General features: G+C 37.6%; 17 protein-coding genes. 7 read left to right on the top strand and 10 right to left on the bottom strand.

From position 1 onward, the window contains the following. Window positions 1-48: 48 nt before the first annotated feature. The 3 genes from AC6CH7_RS12275 to AC6CH7_RS12265 all read right to left on the bottom strand — a co-directional run bounded on the left by AC6CH7_RS12275 (window position 49) and on the right by AC6CH7_RS12265 (window position 2,553). Window positions 49-1,167 (bottom strand): outer membrane beta-barrel protein, encoded by a 1,119-nt coding sequence (locus tag AC6CH7_RS12275; protein ID WP_498262994.1) that lies wholly within the window; start codon window positions 1,165-1,167, stop codon window positions 49-51. Further along, entirely contained in the window at window positions 1,151-1,738 is a 588-nt protein-coding gene (locus AC6CH7_RS12270; RefSeq protein ID WP_498262993.1) for an RNA polymerase sigma factor, read from the bottom strand. Before AC6CH7_RS12270 ends, AC6CH7_RS12275 begins: the two co-directional genes overlap by 17 nt. 101 nt (window positions 1,739-1,839) lie before the next feature. Next, on the bottom strand, window positions 1,840-2,553 hold the full coding sequence (locus AC6CH7_RS12265; protein WP_498262992.1) for a DUF4397 domain-containing protein: 714 nt from the start codon (window positions 2,551-2,553) through the stop codon (window positions 1,840-1,842). A gap of 149 nt (window positions 2,554-2,702) precedes the next feature. Here AC6CH7_RS12265 and AC6CH7_RS12260 point away from each other — a divergent pair, with 149 nt between their 5' ends. The 4 genes from AC6CH7_RS12260 (at window position 2,703) to AC6CH7_RS12245 (ending at window position 5,861) form a co-directional block, all read left to right on the top strand. Then, window positions 2,703-3,194, top strand: coding sequence for a TraB/GumN family protein (locus AC6CH7_RS12260; protein WP_498262991.1), 492 nt, complete (start codon window positions 2,703-2,705; stop codon window positions 3,192-3,194). A 97-nt stretch (window positions 3,195-3,291) separates the two neighbouring features. Beyond that, window positions 3,292-4,191: a peptidoglycan-binding domain-containing protein gene (locus AC6CH7_RS12255; protein ID WP_498262990.1), complete on the top strand. Its 900-nt coding sequence runs from the start codon at window positions 3,292-3,294 to the stop codon at window positions 4,189-4,191. Between the two features lie 25 nt (window positions 4,192-4,216). Continuing rightward, a complete protein-coding gene (locus AC6CH7_RS12250; protein WP_498262989.1) occupies window positions 4,217-4,585 on the top strand; it encodes a hypothetical protein in 369 nt (122 codons plus the stop codon). A 4-nt stretch (window positions 4,586-4,589) separates the two neighbouring features. Further along, entirely contained in the window at window positions 4,590-5,861 is a 1,272-nt protein-coding gene (locus AC6CH7_RS12245) for a hypothetical protein (RefSeq protein ID WP_498262988.1), read from the top strand. Between the two features lie 2 nt (window positions 5,862-5,863). Here AC6CH7_RS12245 and AC6CH7_RS12240 read toward each other — a convergent pair whose 3' ends face one another. The 3 genes from AC6CH7_RS12240 to AC6CH7_RS12230 all read right to left on the bottom strand — a co-directional run bounded on the left by AC6CH7_RS12240 (window position 5,864) and on the right by AC6CH7_RS12230 (window position 10,146). Further along, window positions 5,864-7,249, bottom strand: a complete 1,386-nt coding sequence (locus AC6CH7_RS12240) for an MFS transporter (RefSeq protein WP_498262987.1) — start codon at window positions 7,247-7,249, stop codon at window positions 5,864-5,866. A 44-nt stretch (window positions 7,250-7,293) separates the two neighbouring features. Beyond that, a complete protein-coding gene (locus AC6CH7_RS12235) occupies window positions 7,294-9,693 on the bottom strand; it encodes a TonB-dependent receptor (RefSeq protein WP_498262986.1) in 2,400 nt (799 codons plus the stop codon). A 108-nt stretch (window positions 9,694-9,801) separates the two neighbouring features. Continuing rightward, a complete protein-coding gene (locus AC6CH7_RS12230) occupies window positions 9,802-10,146 on the bottom strand; it encodes a hypothetical protein (RefSeq protein ID WP_498262985.1) in 345 nt (114 codons plus the stop codon). A 141-nt stretch (window positions 10,147-10,287) separates the two neighbouring features. Here AC6CH7_RS12230 and AC6CH7_RS12225 point away from each other — a divergent pair, with 141 nt between their 5' ends. Together AC6CH7_RS12225 and AC6CH7_RS12220 are read left to right on the top strand one after the other, a co-directional pair. Next, window positions 10,288-10,848 (top strand): RNA polymerase sigma factor, encoded by a 561-nt coding sequence (locus AC6CH7_RS12225; protein WP_498262984.1) that lies wholly within the window; start codon window positions 10,288-10,290, stop codon window positions 10,846-10,848. Between the two features lies 1 nt (window position 10,849). Continuing rightward, window positions 10,850-11,209: a hypothetical protein gene (locus AC6CH7_RS12220; RefSeq protein ID WP_498262983.1), complete on the top strand. Its 360-nt coding sequence runs from the start codon at window positions 10,850-10,852 to the stop codon at window positions 11,207-11,209. 11 nt (window positions 11,210-11,220) lie between these two features. Here the strand turns inward: AC6CH7_RS12220 and AC6CH7_RS12215 are convergent, their stop codons facing one another. The 4 genes from AC6CH7_RS12215 to AC6CH7_RS12200 form a co-directional block, all read right to left on the bottom strand. Continuing rightward, window positions 11,221-11,745, bottom strand: a complete 525-nt coding sequence (locus AC6CH7_RS12215; protein WP_498262982.1) for a hypothetical protein — start codon at window positions 11,743-11,745, stop codon at window positions 11,221-11,223. Window positions 11,746-11,889: 144 nt separating this feature from the next. Beyond that, window positions 11,890-12,096 (bottom strand): hypothetical protein, encoded by a 207-nt coding sequence (locus AC6CH7_RS12210; RefSeq protein ID WP_498262981.1) that lies wholly within the window; start codon window positions 12,094-12,096, stop codon window positions 11,890-11,892. Window positions 12,097-12,243: 147 nt separating this feature from the next. Then, window positions 12,244-12,693 carry a DUF1572 family protein gene (locus AC6CH7_RS12205; protein ID WP_498262980.1) on the bottom strand — a complete coding sequence of 150 codons (450 nt, stop codon included), beginning with the start codon at window positions 12,691-12,693 and terminating at the stop codon, window positions 12,244-12,246. A 9-nt stretch (window positions 12,694-12,702) separates the two neighbouring features. Beyond that, on the bottom strand, window positions 12,703-13,359 hold the full coding sequence (locus AC6CH7_RS12200) for an alpha/beta fold hydrolase (protein ID WP_498262979.1): 657 nt from the start codon (window positions 13,357-13,359) through the stop codon (window positions 12,703-12,705). A gap of 111 nt (window positions 13,360-13,470) precedes the next feature. On the opposite strand from AC6CH7_RS12200, the gene AC6CH7_RS12195 reads away from it, so the two are divergent. Continuing rightward, entirely contained in the window at window positions 13,471-13,815 is a 345-nt protein-coding gene (locus AC6CH7_RS12195; RefSeq protein WP_498262978.1) for a hypothetical protein, read from the top strand. Window positions 13,816-14,000 lie beyond the last annotated feature (185 nt).

The following is a 14,000-nucleotide window of genomic DNA, read 5'->3' as shown; positions in this document are numbered from 1 at the left end:
TTATATGCAATTTAACCATTGTTTTGAAGAATATTATGTTCTAAGGCTCTAAAAATCGATACCTAACCTTAATCCGGCAGACGAAAACTTTACATTTTCTATTTTAGAGCTTTGCATAGGTAATTTAAAGAAAGGTTCAAGTGTAATGGTTCTGTTTTTTAGGAACGGATACTTGTACCCGAAAGAGATATTGATAAAGCTTTTGTATTTTTCTTTGCCCCCAGGTTGGTCTTCAATGTCTACTACGGATCTTTCTTCACTGGTAAAAATTTTATCATATACTTCTCCGTTTGGATCTACAACGCTTTGTGTGTGAGAAACTGTACTGAGATAATGTAGCTCACCCCTTTGCTTTATAGTTGCAAAAGCCGAAACGCCAACTTTCGCATATAGACGTTGGTTGACGTTATATCTTAATCCTAATGGAATTTCAATCCCTGATAGCCGAACTGTGGCCGATTCTAATTGTTTTTCATCTGTGGCGTTTAAGGTTTGCCCGTCATTATCTTTAAAAGCAGAGGTTTCCCTGTAGCCTGCGCCCAACATTATGGTAATTTTTGGATTTAAGGTATAACCGACTACGGCTTCAAGAGCTAATCCCAATTTCTTTGAATTGCTAAAGTCGGTAGCCATACCCAATCCAACCATCCAATTGGGTTCTTTTTTGGTTTTTTTAGCACTTTCGGTTTCCTGGTATGCTGTATAAGGACTTATTTTTTTTCTACGAGGTGCAGGATTTACATCTACCCGTTCTTCTTTTGGTTTTACCTGCACTACCATGGTATTTTCAGGTGCAGGTTTATCTTGTTCCGGAGGCGTGCTGTTTACAAGCCTAATTTCAGCTTGCTTTTTGTTAATTTGAACGGGGTGATGATTAGTAGTATTGTGCTTTTTAACCTGGGCTTCTTGTATAATTTCTTTTTGCACCGGTTTAGTTTTGAACTTTGCTAATGGTAACGATTTAGGATCGGGATTGTAGCTGAATAAAGAAGCAAGGCAAATTAGCAAGAGTGATGCAGCAATTCCTGAAAACCAATACCACCCGGTTGTTTTAGTTTTTACCGGCTGTTGTTTTGAAAATGATTCCCATGAGCCTTCTTTGTAGGCTTCTTCGTTGTTTTGTAAAAGTGATTTAATCACTTCAAGCCCTCTATCCGTATGTTCCATCTTCGATAATTAAAGATTCATTATAAAGTTTTCTTAATTTCTGCTTAGCCCTTCCTAAGTATACTCTACAGATATTTTCGGGTATACCTAAAGATTTTGAAATCTCATCATGAGAGAACCCCTCGATTTCGAACATATTAAAGATTATTCTTTGCGACTCAGGAAGTGTATTCAGTAATTTTAAGATGTCCTCAACATAAAGCTGATCTAATGCGCGACTATAGATCTGTGGGTGCTTTTCTTCGCCTATATCGTCAAATTCCTCGTTGATGGTTCTCCTTTTTCGGAGATAATCTATGCAGTTGCGTGAGGCTATCTTTGCCATCCAACCTCGAAATGTTTTCTCGGGGTCTATTGCAGATTCTAATAATTGGAATTGTGTGATATGATTAAATATCTTGATAAATGTATCATTTACAAGTTCTTCCGAATCGCTTCGGTTGTTGATGTAGCGCATGGTCACTGCCATTAAATACCCGTAGTAGGTTTTATACATGACTTCCTTTGACGTGTTTTTTTGATCAGCAACGCCTGCAATAATTTCCTTAAGCTTCGGGAGTTTTCTTAGCACTCTTCCAGGATTTATATATTCTACGCCAACTGCTATTCATAAATGGGGCTACACAAATCCTTTTATAAATAAGAAAGTGCAGCCCCAGAAATAATAGGAGGTTATTTGTTGGTAAGAACCGTTAAACCAAGTTTGGTGTCATCCGTTGCGGCTTTAAGGCCTTTTGCATAAACAGTATATACTTTTCCTTTTTCAATTTTAACTTTTGGAAGTGTAGCAAGTACGGTTGCTTTGCCATTTTCTCTGATCTCAAAGTTGATCTCGGCACCAACTTCTGTGGTATTAGTGAAATCGGTTGATTCTTTGAATGCTTTTTTAGCCAGAAGTACTTCTGTTTTTCCGGTAACAGCTAAATCAAGGGATCCTGCATCAGGACTTAAGTTAATGAAACGGATTTTTGCTTTATCAGTAGCTGGAGCAGTAAGATCATCAGCAACAAATACAAGTGCATTGCCCGTTTTATCTGCAACAAATACCGAGTAAGATTTATCGGCAGCCAAGGTTACATCGGCTTTTACAAGAATATCGGTTACATCTTTTTTAGTAACGCTTAATTCCCGTTTGCCTGAACTGATTGATTGGTATTCGATTAGCGTGTTGTACGTTAATGCTTTTGTGTTCTTTTTTACTTTATCTACAAAGAAAGAAAGTTCTGGTGTTCCCGGTGCGGCATGGATTATTGATAAATTTGCTGGCTTAGGTGTTTGTGGATTAGGATCTTTATCCTTTTTACATGAACTAAAGATACTTGTTAACGTTAAGGCAAACACTAAAGTTTTGGCAACTGGCGATAGGTAGTTTTTTGTTGTTTTCATTTTTAAGTTTTTGTGAAATAAAATAGTGTAATGTTAATGGCCATTAACGTTATTACCCATAGAACGAGCCTCAATATGAAAAAGCAACAGGGGTAGTAAATTATTTAAATTTTTAGAGTATTTTTATACTGAACTAAGGGTCAAGTGTTATGAGTTTCGAACTATCAACCAGCGTCATTTATATTACACCTGAACATGACGAAGTCTATACTTTTATAAAGGAAATAGACGATAAACAAGGTTTGTATACCTTGGATTTTAATAACGTAGTTGTTCCTGAAAATAAGATTAAGGTAAATACACATGCTAATTTTAGTGTACCTTCCTTAATGACTAAAAACCGTATCATAAATTATCATTATGATAGACTGGTTGATCGTATTGTGAGGTTTCTGATAGATCACAATCCCGCTGAGGATTTTATGAAAATATACCGGAAAAGAGAGGTGATTTACTTTGAGCCTATTGTAGATGATTCTGAAACCCCGGATGATAAAGAATATTTCAGAGAACTTACAGACAAGTTAAATAAACTCATAGGAGTAGCGAATAGTGCTATTAAAAGTCGTTTCAACAAACATATTGTAGTTATTTTAAAATACCCTCCAAAAACGCATCACCTGCATACGATACGGGTGTAGTATAGCATACGTTGACACTAAAAATGATTAGAAATGACTATTTATCAAGTTTCTACTCATGTCTATATTAGTGATAGCTTTCACTAATTAGATTTCTATGAAAACTTTAACAATTTCTAAAATTCCTGCCTATGGCAGTTTTTCAAAAGACGTAAGGATATTGCAGGAAAGATTAATAGAACTTGGGTTCGATCCGAAAGGTGCGGATGGAATTTACGGAATGAACACCCAACAGGCTGTGATATCTTTACAGTTAAAAAATAAATTACAGGGCTCAGGTGTTATTGGCCCTAAAACTCTAGGCTTGTTAAAATTAGTTGTTTCAAATATTTCGGTAATAACGGGTAGTCCATTGATTACCAGTGATATTAAGAATAAGAAAGACAGACATCTTCATCCTAATATGCGGCAACGATTAGAGGCCTATTTGTTTGCAAACGGGAATGTTCCAGACTTCTGGACGAATAAAAAGTTAAGCTCGGTTTGCATTGCGGTACAAGAAGCATTGGCAGAATTGGGTGTTAAGGAAAACGGGAGAAACAACTACGGAACTGACGTTGGCGAAGTACAAGGTACTACAGGTGGTTTTACGCCTGGTGGAAATGGAGACGCATGGTGTTTGGATTTTGCACAGATGAAGGTGGCGATAATTGAAGATTTCTATCAAAAAGAATCACCGGTTCCTGCTACCGCTAATTGTGTGGATTGCTGGAAGGGATCTGAAAAGGTGGCCGGCTTAACCACATCAGTACCAACTATTGGCACTTTAGCCTTAGCCCAATATATAAACAATCCAACAAGAGGACATGCTATGGAGTGCTATGAGCTGCTTGGAGGGGGGCAAATGAGGACAGTTGAAGGGAATACTTCTGCAAATGACATGACTAATGGAAACAACTCGGGTTTTAATGTGAGGAACCAGAAACTTAATAACAGAGATACCTTAAAAACGCTTGGATTTGTGTATGTATATCCAGATAATCAGGTTCCAACATAAGTGTATTCTACTTTAAATAACGGGTATGAGCGATAACACAAATTTATCTACTACGTATGTAGTAAATAAAACAACAAAAATTGTAACACTGACCCTTTTAATTGGGGCCTCTGGCCAAACAGGAAACAGTCTGGTAAGGCTTGATGATGGCAGCCTTAATGTAGAAGCCAGTGGAGACTTATTTGATTTTGAAATAGGAGCAAATAGAGATTTGGGAGGGAAGAAGCTAACCATAACCACAACAATTTCTGATACCGCTAAAGATCACAATCATACTGAGTTGATTATTCGACTGAAAGGAGGGGCTGTATTTAGGGAGTACGCGTTAGGAAAGGAAGTGAGCGAAAACAAATCTGCAATATATTTTTGTGAAATAAACTTCTTTAAATTTTAAGGCGATGAAAGTTCTTATACGTGGATTAGTAGTGCTGGCCCTTTTGATAACCGTTAAAGCTTTTGCACAGGATAGTTCGGGGGTAAAACTTGATCTGCTAAAATCACCGAGCTCTCCAGCTTCTCAATTGCTTAGTTTTTCAACTTCAGATATTGAAAAGCCTACTGATCTTTCCTCTTTTATGTTGTCGGTACAATCATCAAGTGCTTCGTACACAAAACTACCCTCCAATTATGCAATTGATATTGCACCATTTTGGCTTTTTAGAACGAAGACAGATTTCACAACCACCGGGAATGCAGGGCTTAATTCTACAAAGTTTGAGGACTACTTTAAGCAATCATTAGTGATTTCCATTGCAATTAAGAATCCGGATTCCTCATTTAACGAATTTAAAGCGAGTAATACCTATGGTGGACTGGGTATAAAATTCGCTTTGTTCAGACCTCATTATTCGAAGGAAAACCAGAAGATTTTATATAGCATAACCCAAAAACAAATTAGAATAAACAGAACTGTTTCTAATTACATTGAAACGAAGAAAAAAAATGATCCTAAATATAAAGCAATAGAGGGGCAGCGCGTAGCAATTGTAAATAGAATCAGAGATGAAAATCCATCCGAGGTTGATTTTGCAAATGCTTTAATAAAGGCTGAGGAGGACACAACCAGTACATTGTATCGAAATAAAATAGAAACCCAGGAATTATTTCGGATCTGGAAAAACGAAACCATGGAAATTGATGATTTCAAAAAGATACTGGTAGATTCTTTAGCCAGAGAAGTAGATAAATTTGATGGAGCCAGGGTAGGTTTTTCCTGGGATTTGGCAGGTGGAATAAGCGGAGAGTTTAGAAATAAGCGTTTTAACAGCTCGAAAATATTTAACGGTGGAATATGGACTACAGTGGGCTATTCTTCTGAAAAGAGTGGCTCCTTTTTAGGCTTAGCCCGTCTGTTATATAATCCAGATCAAATTTATGCACAGGATAATGCAACTAATGCTTTTGGGAATATCTCGACATTTGACGCAGGATTCAGGTACATATATACTAAATCAAAATTTAGTTGTAGTGCAGAAGCAATCTATAGGAGTATCTTATCTTCCAGCACTATTGACCCCTCATGGAAATTGGTGTTGAATGCTGATTATGCCATTGCGCGCAACCAAAAATTGATCTTCTCATTCGGTAGAAATTTTGATGGAACACTTACCAAAGATGGAAACCTTATTGCTGCACTAACTGTACTGCTTGGTTTTGGCAACATAAGGTAGTTTTAATACTTGCTATTCTTCAAATATTTTAAGTTTAAGCCAATTATTGCCAGTGTACACACTATTGTAATTGTGGCACTCACAGAAATGGAATGTAGTATTGCAGCACTGCCGCCTACACCAATAGCCCCAAAAATTGCAACCCCAATAGCTCCGGCAGCTTGCCTTACGGTATTTAACGCTGCAGACGCAGTCCCTGACAATGATTTATCTACGCTGGACAAAATACCGTTAGTCATGGCCGGAACGGCAAGTCCCATACCCATAGGTATAATTAGAAATGGTAGGAATAGCTGCCAGTATGGTGTATTATCTTTAGCTATAAATAGCCCTGCAAACCCAACAGCAAACATAACAAGACCTATTATAATTGGCTTCCGTATACCAAACTTATTGATTACACGACCGCTAATAAGATTGGAGATAACGAACCCTACCGTTAATGGAAGAAAAGCAAGACCAGCGTTGAGCGATGAATAATGGAGCACATTTTGCAGATACAGGCTTAACGTAAAAACGGTTCCATAATAAGCACCATTTAAAACAGCCCCCAGTAAAAGAAGTACATTAAAAGTGGGAGAGTCGAAAAGATGAAGCGGTAGCATCGGGTGCTGAACCTTTTTTTCGATAATTAAAAATGCGATTAACATTGCCGCACTAAAAAGCAGCCCCCCAAATATTACCGGATCTTTAAATCCAAAGTTGGGCCATTCTATAATCACGGCAATAAGGGCAGTGATGGAGAGCATCCATGTAATTTGTCCGGCAATATCAAATCCTTTGTTAACTGAGACCTTATTTTGTGCTAGACGAAAACTAAATAGGAAACCCGCCAGGCAAAGGGGTACATTCGCAAAAAAGATGTAGCGCCAGTTGCTGATCTGAATAAGTAAGCCCCCAACAATAGGGCCGGCAGCTATGGCGGCACTTCCTGCTGCGGTCCACAAACCTACCGCACGTACACGCTTAGCTGGATCATGTGCAAACGCCTGGTTAAGTATGGCAAGAGAACTGGGTATCATGGTGGCTGCACCAACTCCTTGAAGTACTCTGAATGTGATCAGAACAGCAGCGCTTCCGGCAAACCCACAACCTATAGAGGCAACGCCAAAAATACAGATGCCAAGCTGAAATATGCGTTTTGCGCCTAAAAGATCACTTAAGTTCCCTGCAGACAACATAAGCACTGCAAAGGCAAGGGTGTACGCGTCTATTACCCATTGTAAGGTGGTGATACTGGCCTGATAGGTTTTGGCAATAGGAGGCAATGCAATATTTACAATAGAAACATCTAGCTGTGCAACTACAAAAGCCAAACTTGTTATTCCGACTATCCAGCCAAAGGGAACGGTATGATTAGGGGAAGTTGTTGTATTTGATAAGCTCATCGCGCGTTTTTGCAATCGCAAAGGTGCACAGAAAGGATGATTTTTTAGTTAGAAACATCGTCATTTTTAATTCCTCTTCTGGTTTTTCTGACCTCATCTTTTAGCCTGCCAAAATTATAGTTTAAACTGATCCTGTATGAGCGAAGATAAGATTGGTTGTTGCTTAACTCGGTAAAATCGAATCCGGTGGTAGTGGTTTTAAGCGTCCTGAATTTATGAAAGGGATTATTGAATGCTGCTGTTAAACTCAGCTTTCCTTTGATGAGTTCATGGCTGCTGCTGAAACTGGTGTTTACTTGCCCTTGAGTTATAGATTGAAACGTTTTAGAAGCAGGGTTTTTTCCAATTACATTGAGGCTTGCACCCAATCTCCACTTTGGTGTTGGACGATATCCGCTTGTTAAGGTAAAATTGTAAAACAAATCTTTAGAATGTGGTATCACATTTCCTTCAGTTTTAATATCCAAATAATTAAAGCTACCATTAAAATTGAAGTTCAAATTCTTGGTTACAGTATATCCAAGATTGAGATCAGCTGCCAGAACAGAGCCTTTTCCAATGTTAGCAAATGTATTTCTCGTAATTCCAGACGTGGGATCATAAGTGAAAATTCTGAAATCCAGATTGTTAAATAATGAATAAGCTAATCCAAGATTAATAGAAACTTTACCATTGTGGTTATATCCGGCAAGTATATTGTTCACAGACGAGGGCATAAGGTTAGGGTTGCCGGTTGATTCTGTATTTGGGTTACTTCTGTCTACAAAAGGGTTAAGTCTGTTTATGCCTGGGCGTCTTAACCGCTGTGAAAACCCAAAACTAAGGTTATCGCCGCTCTTTAGCTGATAAGCGATGGATAAAGAGGGAATCAGGTTTAAATAATCCTGAGAAATATCACCATCTACAATGGTTTGCTCCACACGCAATCCAGCCTTTATCCCAATGTTCTTTCCATAATTGTATGCTATTGAAGTATAAGCAGAAAACACATCCTGAGAGATCTCAAAATCATTAGCCTGAAACTGAGCTGCAGAATAATCAAAATTACTGCTGTTGTTTCTAAGGATAGCCTTAATGCCCGATTCTAGTCCCCAGTTTTTAAACTTATCTGAGTAGTCGGCCTGTGCAGTATGCTCATTTGAACCGGCGTGATTATTTTGCAGAAATCCGGAATAGGGGTAGTTGGTAATTTGACTAAGAATGAGGTTGTTTTGGTTATTACTATTAAAGTTTGTGTAGCGATAGGATAGGGTTAGTGCCTTTCCCTTCTTTGATTTCGAAGAGATCTGATAGTTTACTGAGGCGTCTATATAGTCGCTGTGGCCATCATAAGTATTTTGAACGTAATAGCCTTGTAGTAAGTTCTCATTTTGAGTGAGCGATGAGACCTGATTATTCAGTTGGGAATTTTTGTTGCCATTAAGATTGATCTGAGCAGATAGGAGCTGTAAAGGGGTGATTTCATAGCTCACATCGGTACCCAGATATCCGGTTCTGCCCCTGGATTTACTATTGCCATCCTGAATTAAGGTTTGCGGATCATCACCGGAATCATTTCTAACCAAATTATTTATTGTGGCCGGAGTTTTCGAAAGAGAGCCACCTGTGAATACCGAAGCGATAAGTTTACCCGATTTAAAATTGAAAGACCCACCAACGCCCGGGCCACCAGCTGGAAAACTTTCATTGAAGTTTAGTGAACCGTTATATCCGTCGGCAGGTTTTTTGTTAGTTACAATATTGATGATCCCAGCAAATCCTTCTGCATCATATTTTGCTGGTGGATTGGTGATTACCTCGATCTTCTCAATAGTTGATGCAGGCATGCTACGCAACACTTCCTTAGGGTTATTTTCGATCATACCGGAGGGCCTGCCATTGATAAAGATTTTGAAGCTAGTGCTATTTTTAAGTCTGATGTTCTGCTCTGCATCTAGCGATACAAAAGGAATTTTACGCATCATTTCCAGTACACTGTTCCCTTTGCTATCTGGATCGGCCTGTAGGTCGTATACAAGCCTGTCTATCTCTTGAGTGACTATTGGTTTGCTACCGGTAATATTTACCCCTTTTAATTGTTTGACGTCTGGTGATAGTAGGAACAAACCCTGATTAACTAGCCGTTTGGTAGTATCCTGAAGTGATATTGCAAGTGTTTTAGGTCTATAACCAACACTTACTATTTCAAGTTTGTATGTTCCAGACGGGATTTGACTTAGTGTAAATATACCAGTGCTGTCACTTATCCCTGTTTTAACAATTGCATTTGTTGTACTAATGATGTTGATTGTAGCCCAGCCAGCTGGTTTTTTGCTAACGGAATCCATAAGTTTTCCGCTTACAGAGAAATTGGGTGTTAAGGTTTGTGCAGCGGATTGATTATAGCTTGTTATGATGGCGAAAAAGCCTATGATAAGTAATAAACGTAGTTGAAGGTTTTTCATGAGTCTTGGTTTTTGGAGTGCTTTAGGATCTGGACAGCGCATAGCTTTCCCATTAGCCTTGAAGACTTTTTTTTGATCAGTAATTTAAAGAAGTAGGATTAGGTTGTTTTAGCTTTTGTCTTTTTCAGATTTCCTTACCAGGAAGTAATAAGAAAGGAAACCGGCGGCAATAAAGATCATTTCAATTCCATAAGGGAGGGGCGAATCTACCTGGGCATCGGGAATGTAATTGATAACAACTAAGCCTATTCCGCCAAAGAAAAGAATAAGACCCCATTTAAGTACTGCGATTTTGTGATTAAATGATTGGCCAAGTGAGTTTAGTATTTCGGGATTTGTTAGTCCTGAATTGATTAGACGGTTCTTTAAAATGAAGTTGAGAATGGCAATTACAATGATTGCTGTAATAATGAATAGTGATATTGAGATTGTTATGCTTTCTATATGGTCCATGATGTCTGTTTTTAAATGTGATTTGTTGCCCAAGTAGACACGCCTGCCAATAAAAAGGTTGCAGAAAAATACATCTTTTTAAAATTATTTTTTTTTTGTGAAAACTGCAACATTACACAGCATCCGGGTGTCTACTATACGATGTTAAATGAAAAAGAACTAGTTGCCAAAATATTGCGAGGCGATGCAAGAGCATTTGAAGCTCTGGTTAAGCAGTATGAGAAACTTGTATTTCATGTAACAAGCAGATTAATTAAAAACGATGAGGATGCGACTGATATTTGCCAGGAGGTTTTTATAAAGGTATATCAGGGATTGAACAAATTTGGTTTTCAATCTAAACTGAGCACCTGGATTGCCAGAATTGCCTACCTGACTTCTATTAACCACCTAAGGAAATACAAACAGGAACTGCAAAACAAGAGTGAAGCAGGTGATGTTGAAATAGATAACTATCACTTTAGCGAGGATACACCAGAGCGGCTTATGATTAAAAAGGATGTTGCCGCTTATGTGCAGCATTTGTTGCAACAATTACCGTTGCAATACCGCTCAGTACTTACCTTGTTTCATCTGGAAGAGTTTAGTTATCTCGAAATACAGGAGATTACAGGAATGCCTGAAGGAACTATCAAAAATTATTTGTTCAGAGCAAAGAAATTATTGAAAGAAAAATTGGAAATTTATTTAATAAATGAATGATATGGAAGCGAATGAGAACAGGGATGACAAAAGGGATCAGAAGCTGGAGGAATTATTGGCCACTGCACTAAAAAGTGAACCTGTGAGCAGTTTGCCTTATGGATTTGCAGCAATGATTACCAGGAAAGTTTTTACCCAAAAGGTTAAGCCATTTGGTATTAAAACTTATGTGCTTGTTTTTATGGCTATTTTGGGTATCGTGGCATTTTCGCTTACTTTATTGTCCTTCTTTAATCCACAGCTCACTGTAAGCATACTTTCCGTGATTAAACTTGGCAGGTACATACTAGGTTTTATTGTGCTAAGCTTCTTTTTAATTGAATATATTGATCAAAAGTGGGTCAGGACCTCGCAAATGTGACGAAAGTATAATTAGGCACCTCCGTTAACAAAGAAGCTGAAGCAATCATCTGTGGCAAGGTTAATATGTACACTGAAATAATTGTCTCCACCATCCTTAAATGCGATGATTTCTTTCTTCCAGGTTTCATCTTTACTGACAGCACTTTTGATAAAGCAGTTTAAAAGAATAACCTTTTCGCCCTTTTTATTTTTGTATCCAAGATATTGTCTGAAATATTCAGAAGGGGCCTGGATTCTGGTAGAATCTACAATGATACCATCTTTATCGACTTTATTTGTTTTTAAACACATTTTAAAAATGCGCTCTGCGTTTTCAATATCCTCAGCAGTTGGCATAAATTGAACACTGCCCTCATCGGCACTAGCCGAAGTATCTGGGGCAAAGATTACACCTGTAAATTCTTTAGTGGTTAGGTGTAGGTTTTTACTGCCCTCAATAGGGGTTAAAGTATGTAAAGATGTATCAGTAGACTTGTTTTTAAAGTCGCAGCCGGTAATGACTAACAGAAGGATCAGAAATGATAAAGTCCTCATAAGTATTGCATTACTAATATAATTAAAATCAATTAATTAGTTCTGGAGTTCAGCGATAATATTTAGATTACTATGGGCAAAAAAAAGACCGGACAATTCAATGGAGTACATTCAATCATCCGGCCCTTTACTATCTAACTCCCCCTATAGAGTACGGATAAAACTGAAAACTGTTGCTAATTGCTTAGATAAGAATTGAGTTGTATCACCAAGAACAGCGTTTACAGTAGTAGTAACATTACCTAATAAAGCACCTAAAGAGCTCCATACTATGCCACCACCATCAGTTTTTGTCATTTCAATCGAGTTCATTTCTTGAACACCTAAATTGTTTAGTTCTAACTTTTTCATACTTGTTTACAATAAGATAAATTTCCTTACTCGTTAAAGGCCTTTCAGGGTATGCCTGATGCTTTAAAAAGCATTAGAACTAATTTAACTATTATTCAAATCGGTATGTTTATTCAATTTGTTCAGTATTAGGAAGCTTAAATTGAATTAGACATCTAACAGGCGTCTGTGGTAGTTGATTTGGCCAAGGTGATAAGCTAAATGTGAGCTTAGGTAAATCAGCATATATTTTACTGACCTATCATCCTCTAAAACTTTTACTTCCGGATAGTCATTTTCCAGATCCTGCTGGGTTAACTGGTCGATGGAGTCTGCAACTACTTTAATGGTATCTTCAATCTGTTTAATCAATTCACTTCTTGGAACATCCTTTAGTGAAAACTCAAGTTCTCTATTTCTGATATATCCGGTTTTACCAAGTTCTGCTCCAATGAAGGTATTCAGATTTCCCACTAAGTGCAAGCATAAGTTTCCTGCAGAATTGCTTATTGCATTTTCAGTTCGCCAAATGTTTTTATCATGCTGATATTGCTCAATTTCAAGCTTTACCTTATTCAGATCTCTCGTAAGGAGTGTTTTTAGTGATTCTTTTAACATATTAATTATTTATAATTCTGCAATTTGTTTTAGTATTAATTTAGAGATGGCATCTGCATTGACGTAAACCATAAAATGTCCGCCACCTTCAATTTGTATATCAGGTTTGTTATACCTGATTGGCAGAATATTATCAGCTGTGCCGTGGATATGGGTTAAATTAATAGGCCTTTCTTTATTCCGCCAGTCTAAGATGCAAGTTAGCGCCCATTTCATGAAAAATGGATCACTATCTATCACAAGTTGTTTCAATAGTTTAATCTCTTCCTGTGTTTTAGCGCCAAGGAGCTTCAAACCAATGTTGTTTCCTCGTTTTAAAAAGCTGATAGGGATTGCTTTTTGTAAGCGTACACTACCTGCCATCCGATAATACCAGGGTAGTTCTTTAAAAACAGGCGTACTGGAAATGATAAACGTATGTGATGGCTTAAGCTTTTTGGAAATTTCAGTAGCTAGCATACCGCCAAAGGATAGGCCAACTAAGTAAAATGGAGAAGAACTATCTATTTTAGCTGCTAATCTGAGCGCGTATGCTTCCAGCGATTCATTTTTTAATGCAGGAATCCAATCCAGATAAACCAGTTCGAAACGGGGTGGGAAAACAAGCTTTTTAAATGCGCGCCTGTCGGCTCCCAAACCACTGATGAAATATATCTTTTCTGTCATTACTAATGATAAAATTAAGGTATTGACACGCTGTGATGGTTTAAACATAGAAATGTTACAATTTTTATACAATCTATGGTTGTTTGTCCTTGATCTCCTATCTTTATACATATGAAGGCCATTAATTTCAATCCAGTTGATTTTGAACCTGTAAGACAAATTGCATTGCAATTTCCCGATGCTTCTGATAGCTTATCCCATTATGATACCCCTTCTATTAAGATTAAGAAGAACTTGCTTTGCAGGCTGCATGAAAATGGCGAATGGCTTGCTGTAAGGACTGATTTTGAAAGCAGGGAAAGGTTCCTGGAGGAATATCCCGAAAGCTGTTTCATTACACCACACTACAAAGACTATCCTTATATATGCCTATACATTAACAGTTATAGTAAGGGATTGCTGAAGGAAGTACTTGAAACAGGCTTTAAAGCAATTATGGAGAAAAAGAAAAAATAGAAATATTTAAATTCGGTCGATTTTTACTATGCACATATTTAGCATAAGATTTAATTTCGGGTAATAAAATAATATGAATTTAAATTACGTCTCATGAGCACCTATATCTTATTTAAAGCTGTTTTTATTATCCTGATTCTAAGTTGCCTTGCCGTTATACTAAGTTTAAGCACCTAGTCTTTGCA

This window comes from Pedobacter sp. GQ55, assembly GCF_059758925.1.
Note: the sequence above shows the minus strand (reverse complement) of the source record. Positions and strands in the feature narration are given on the sequence as shown.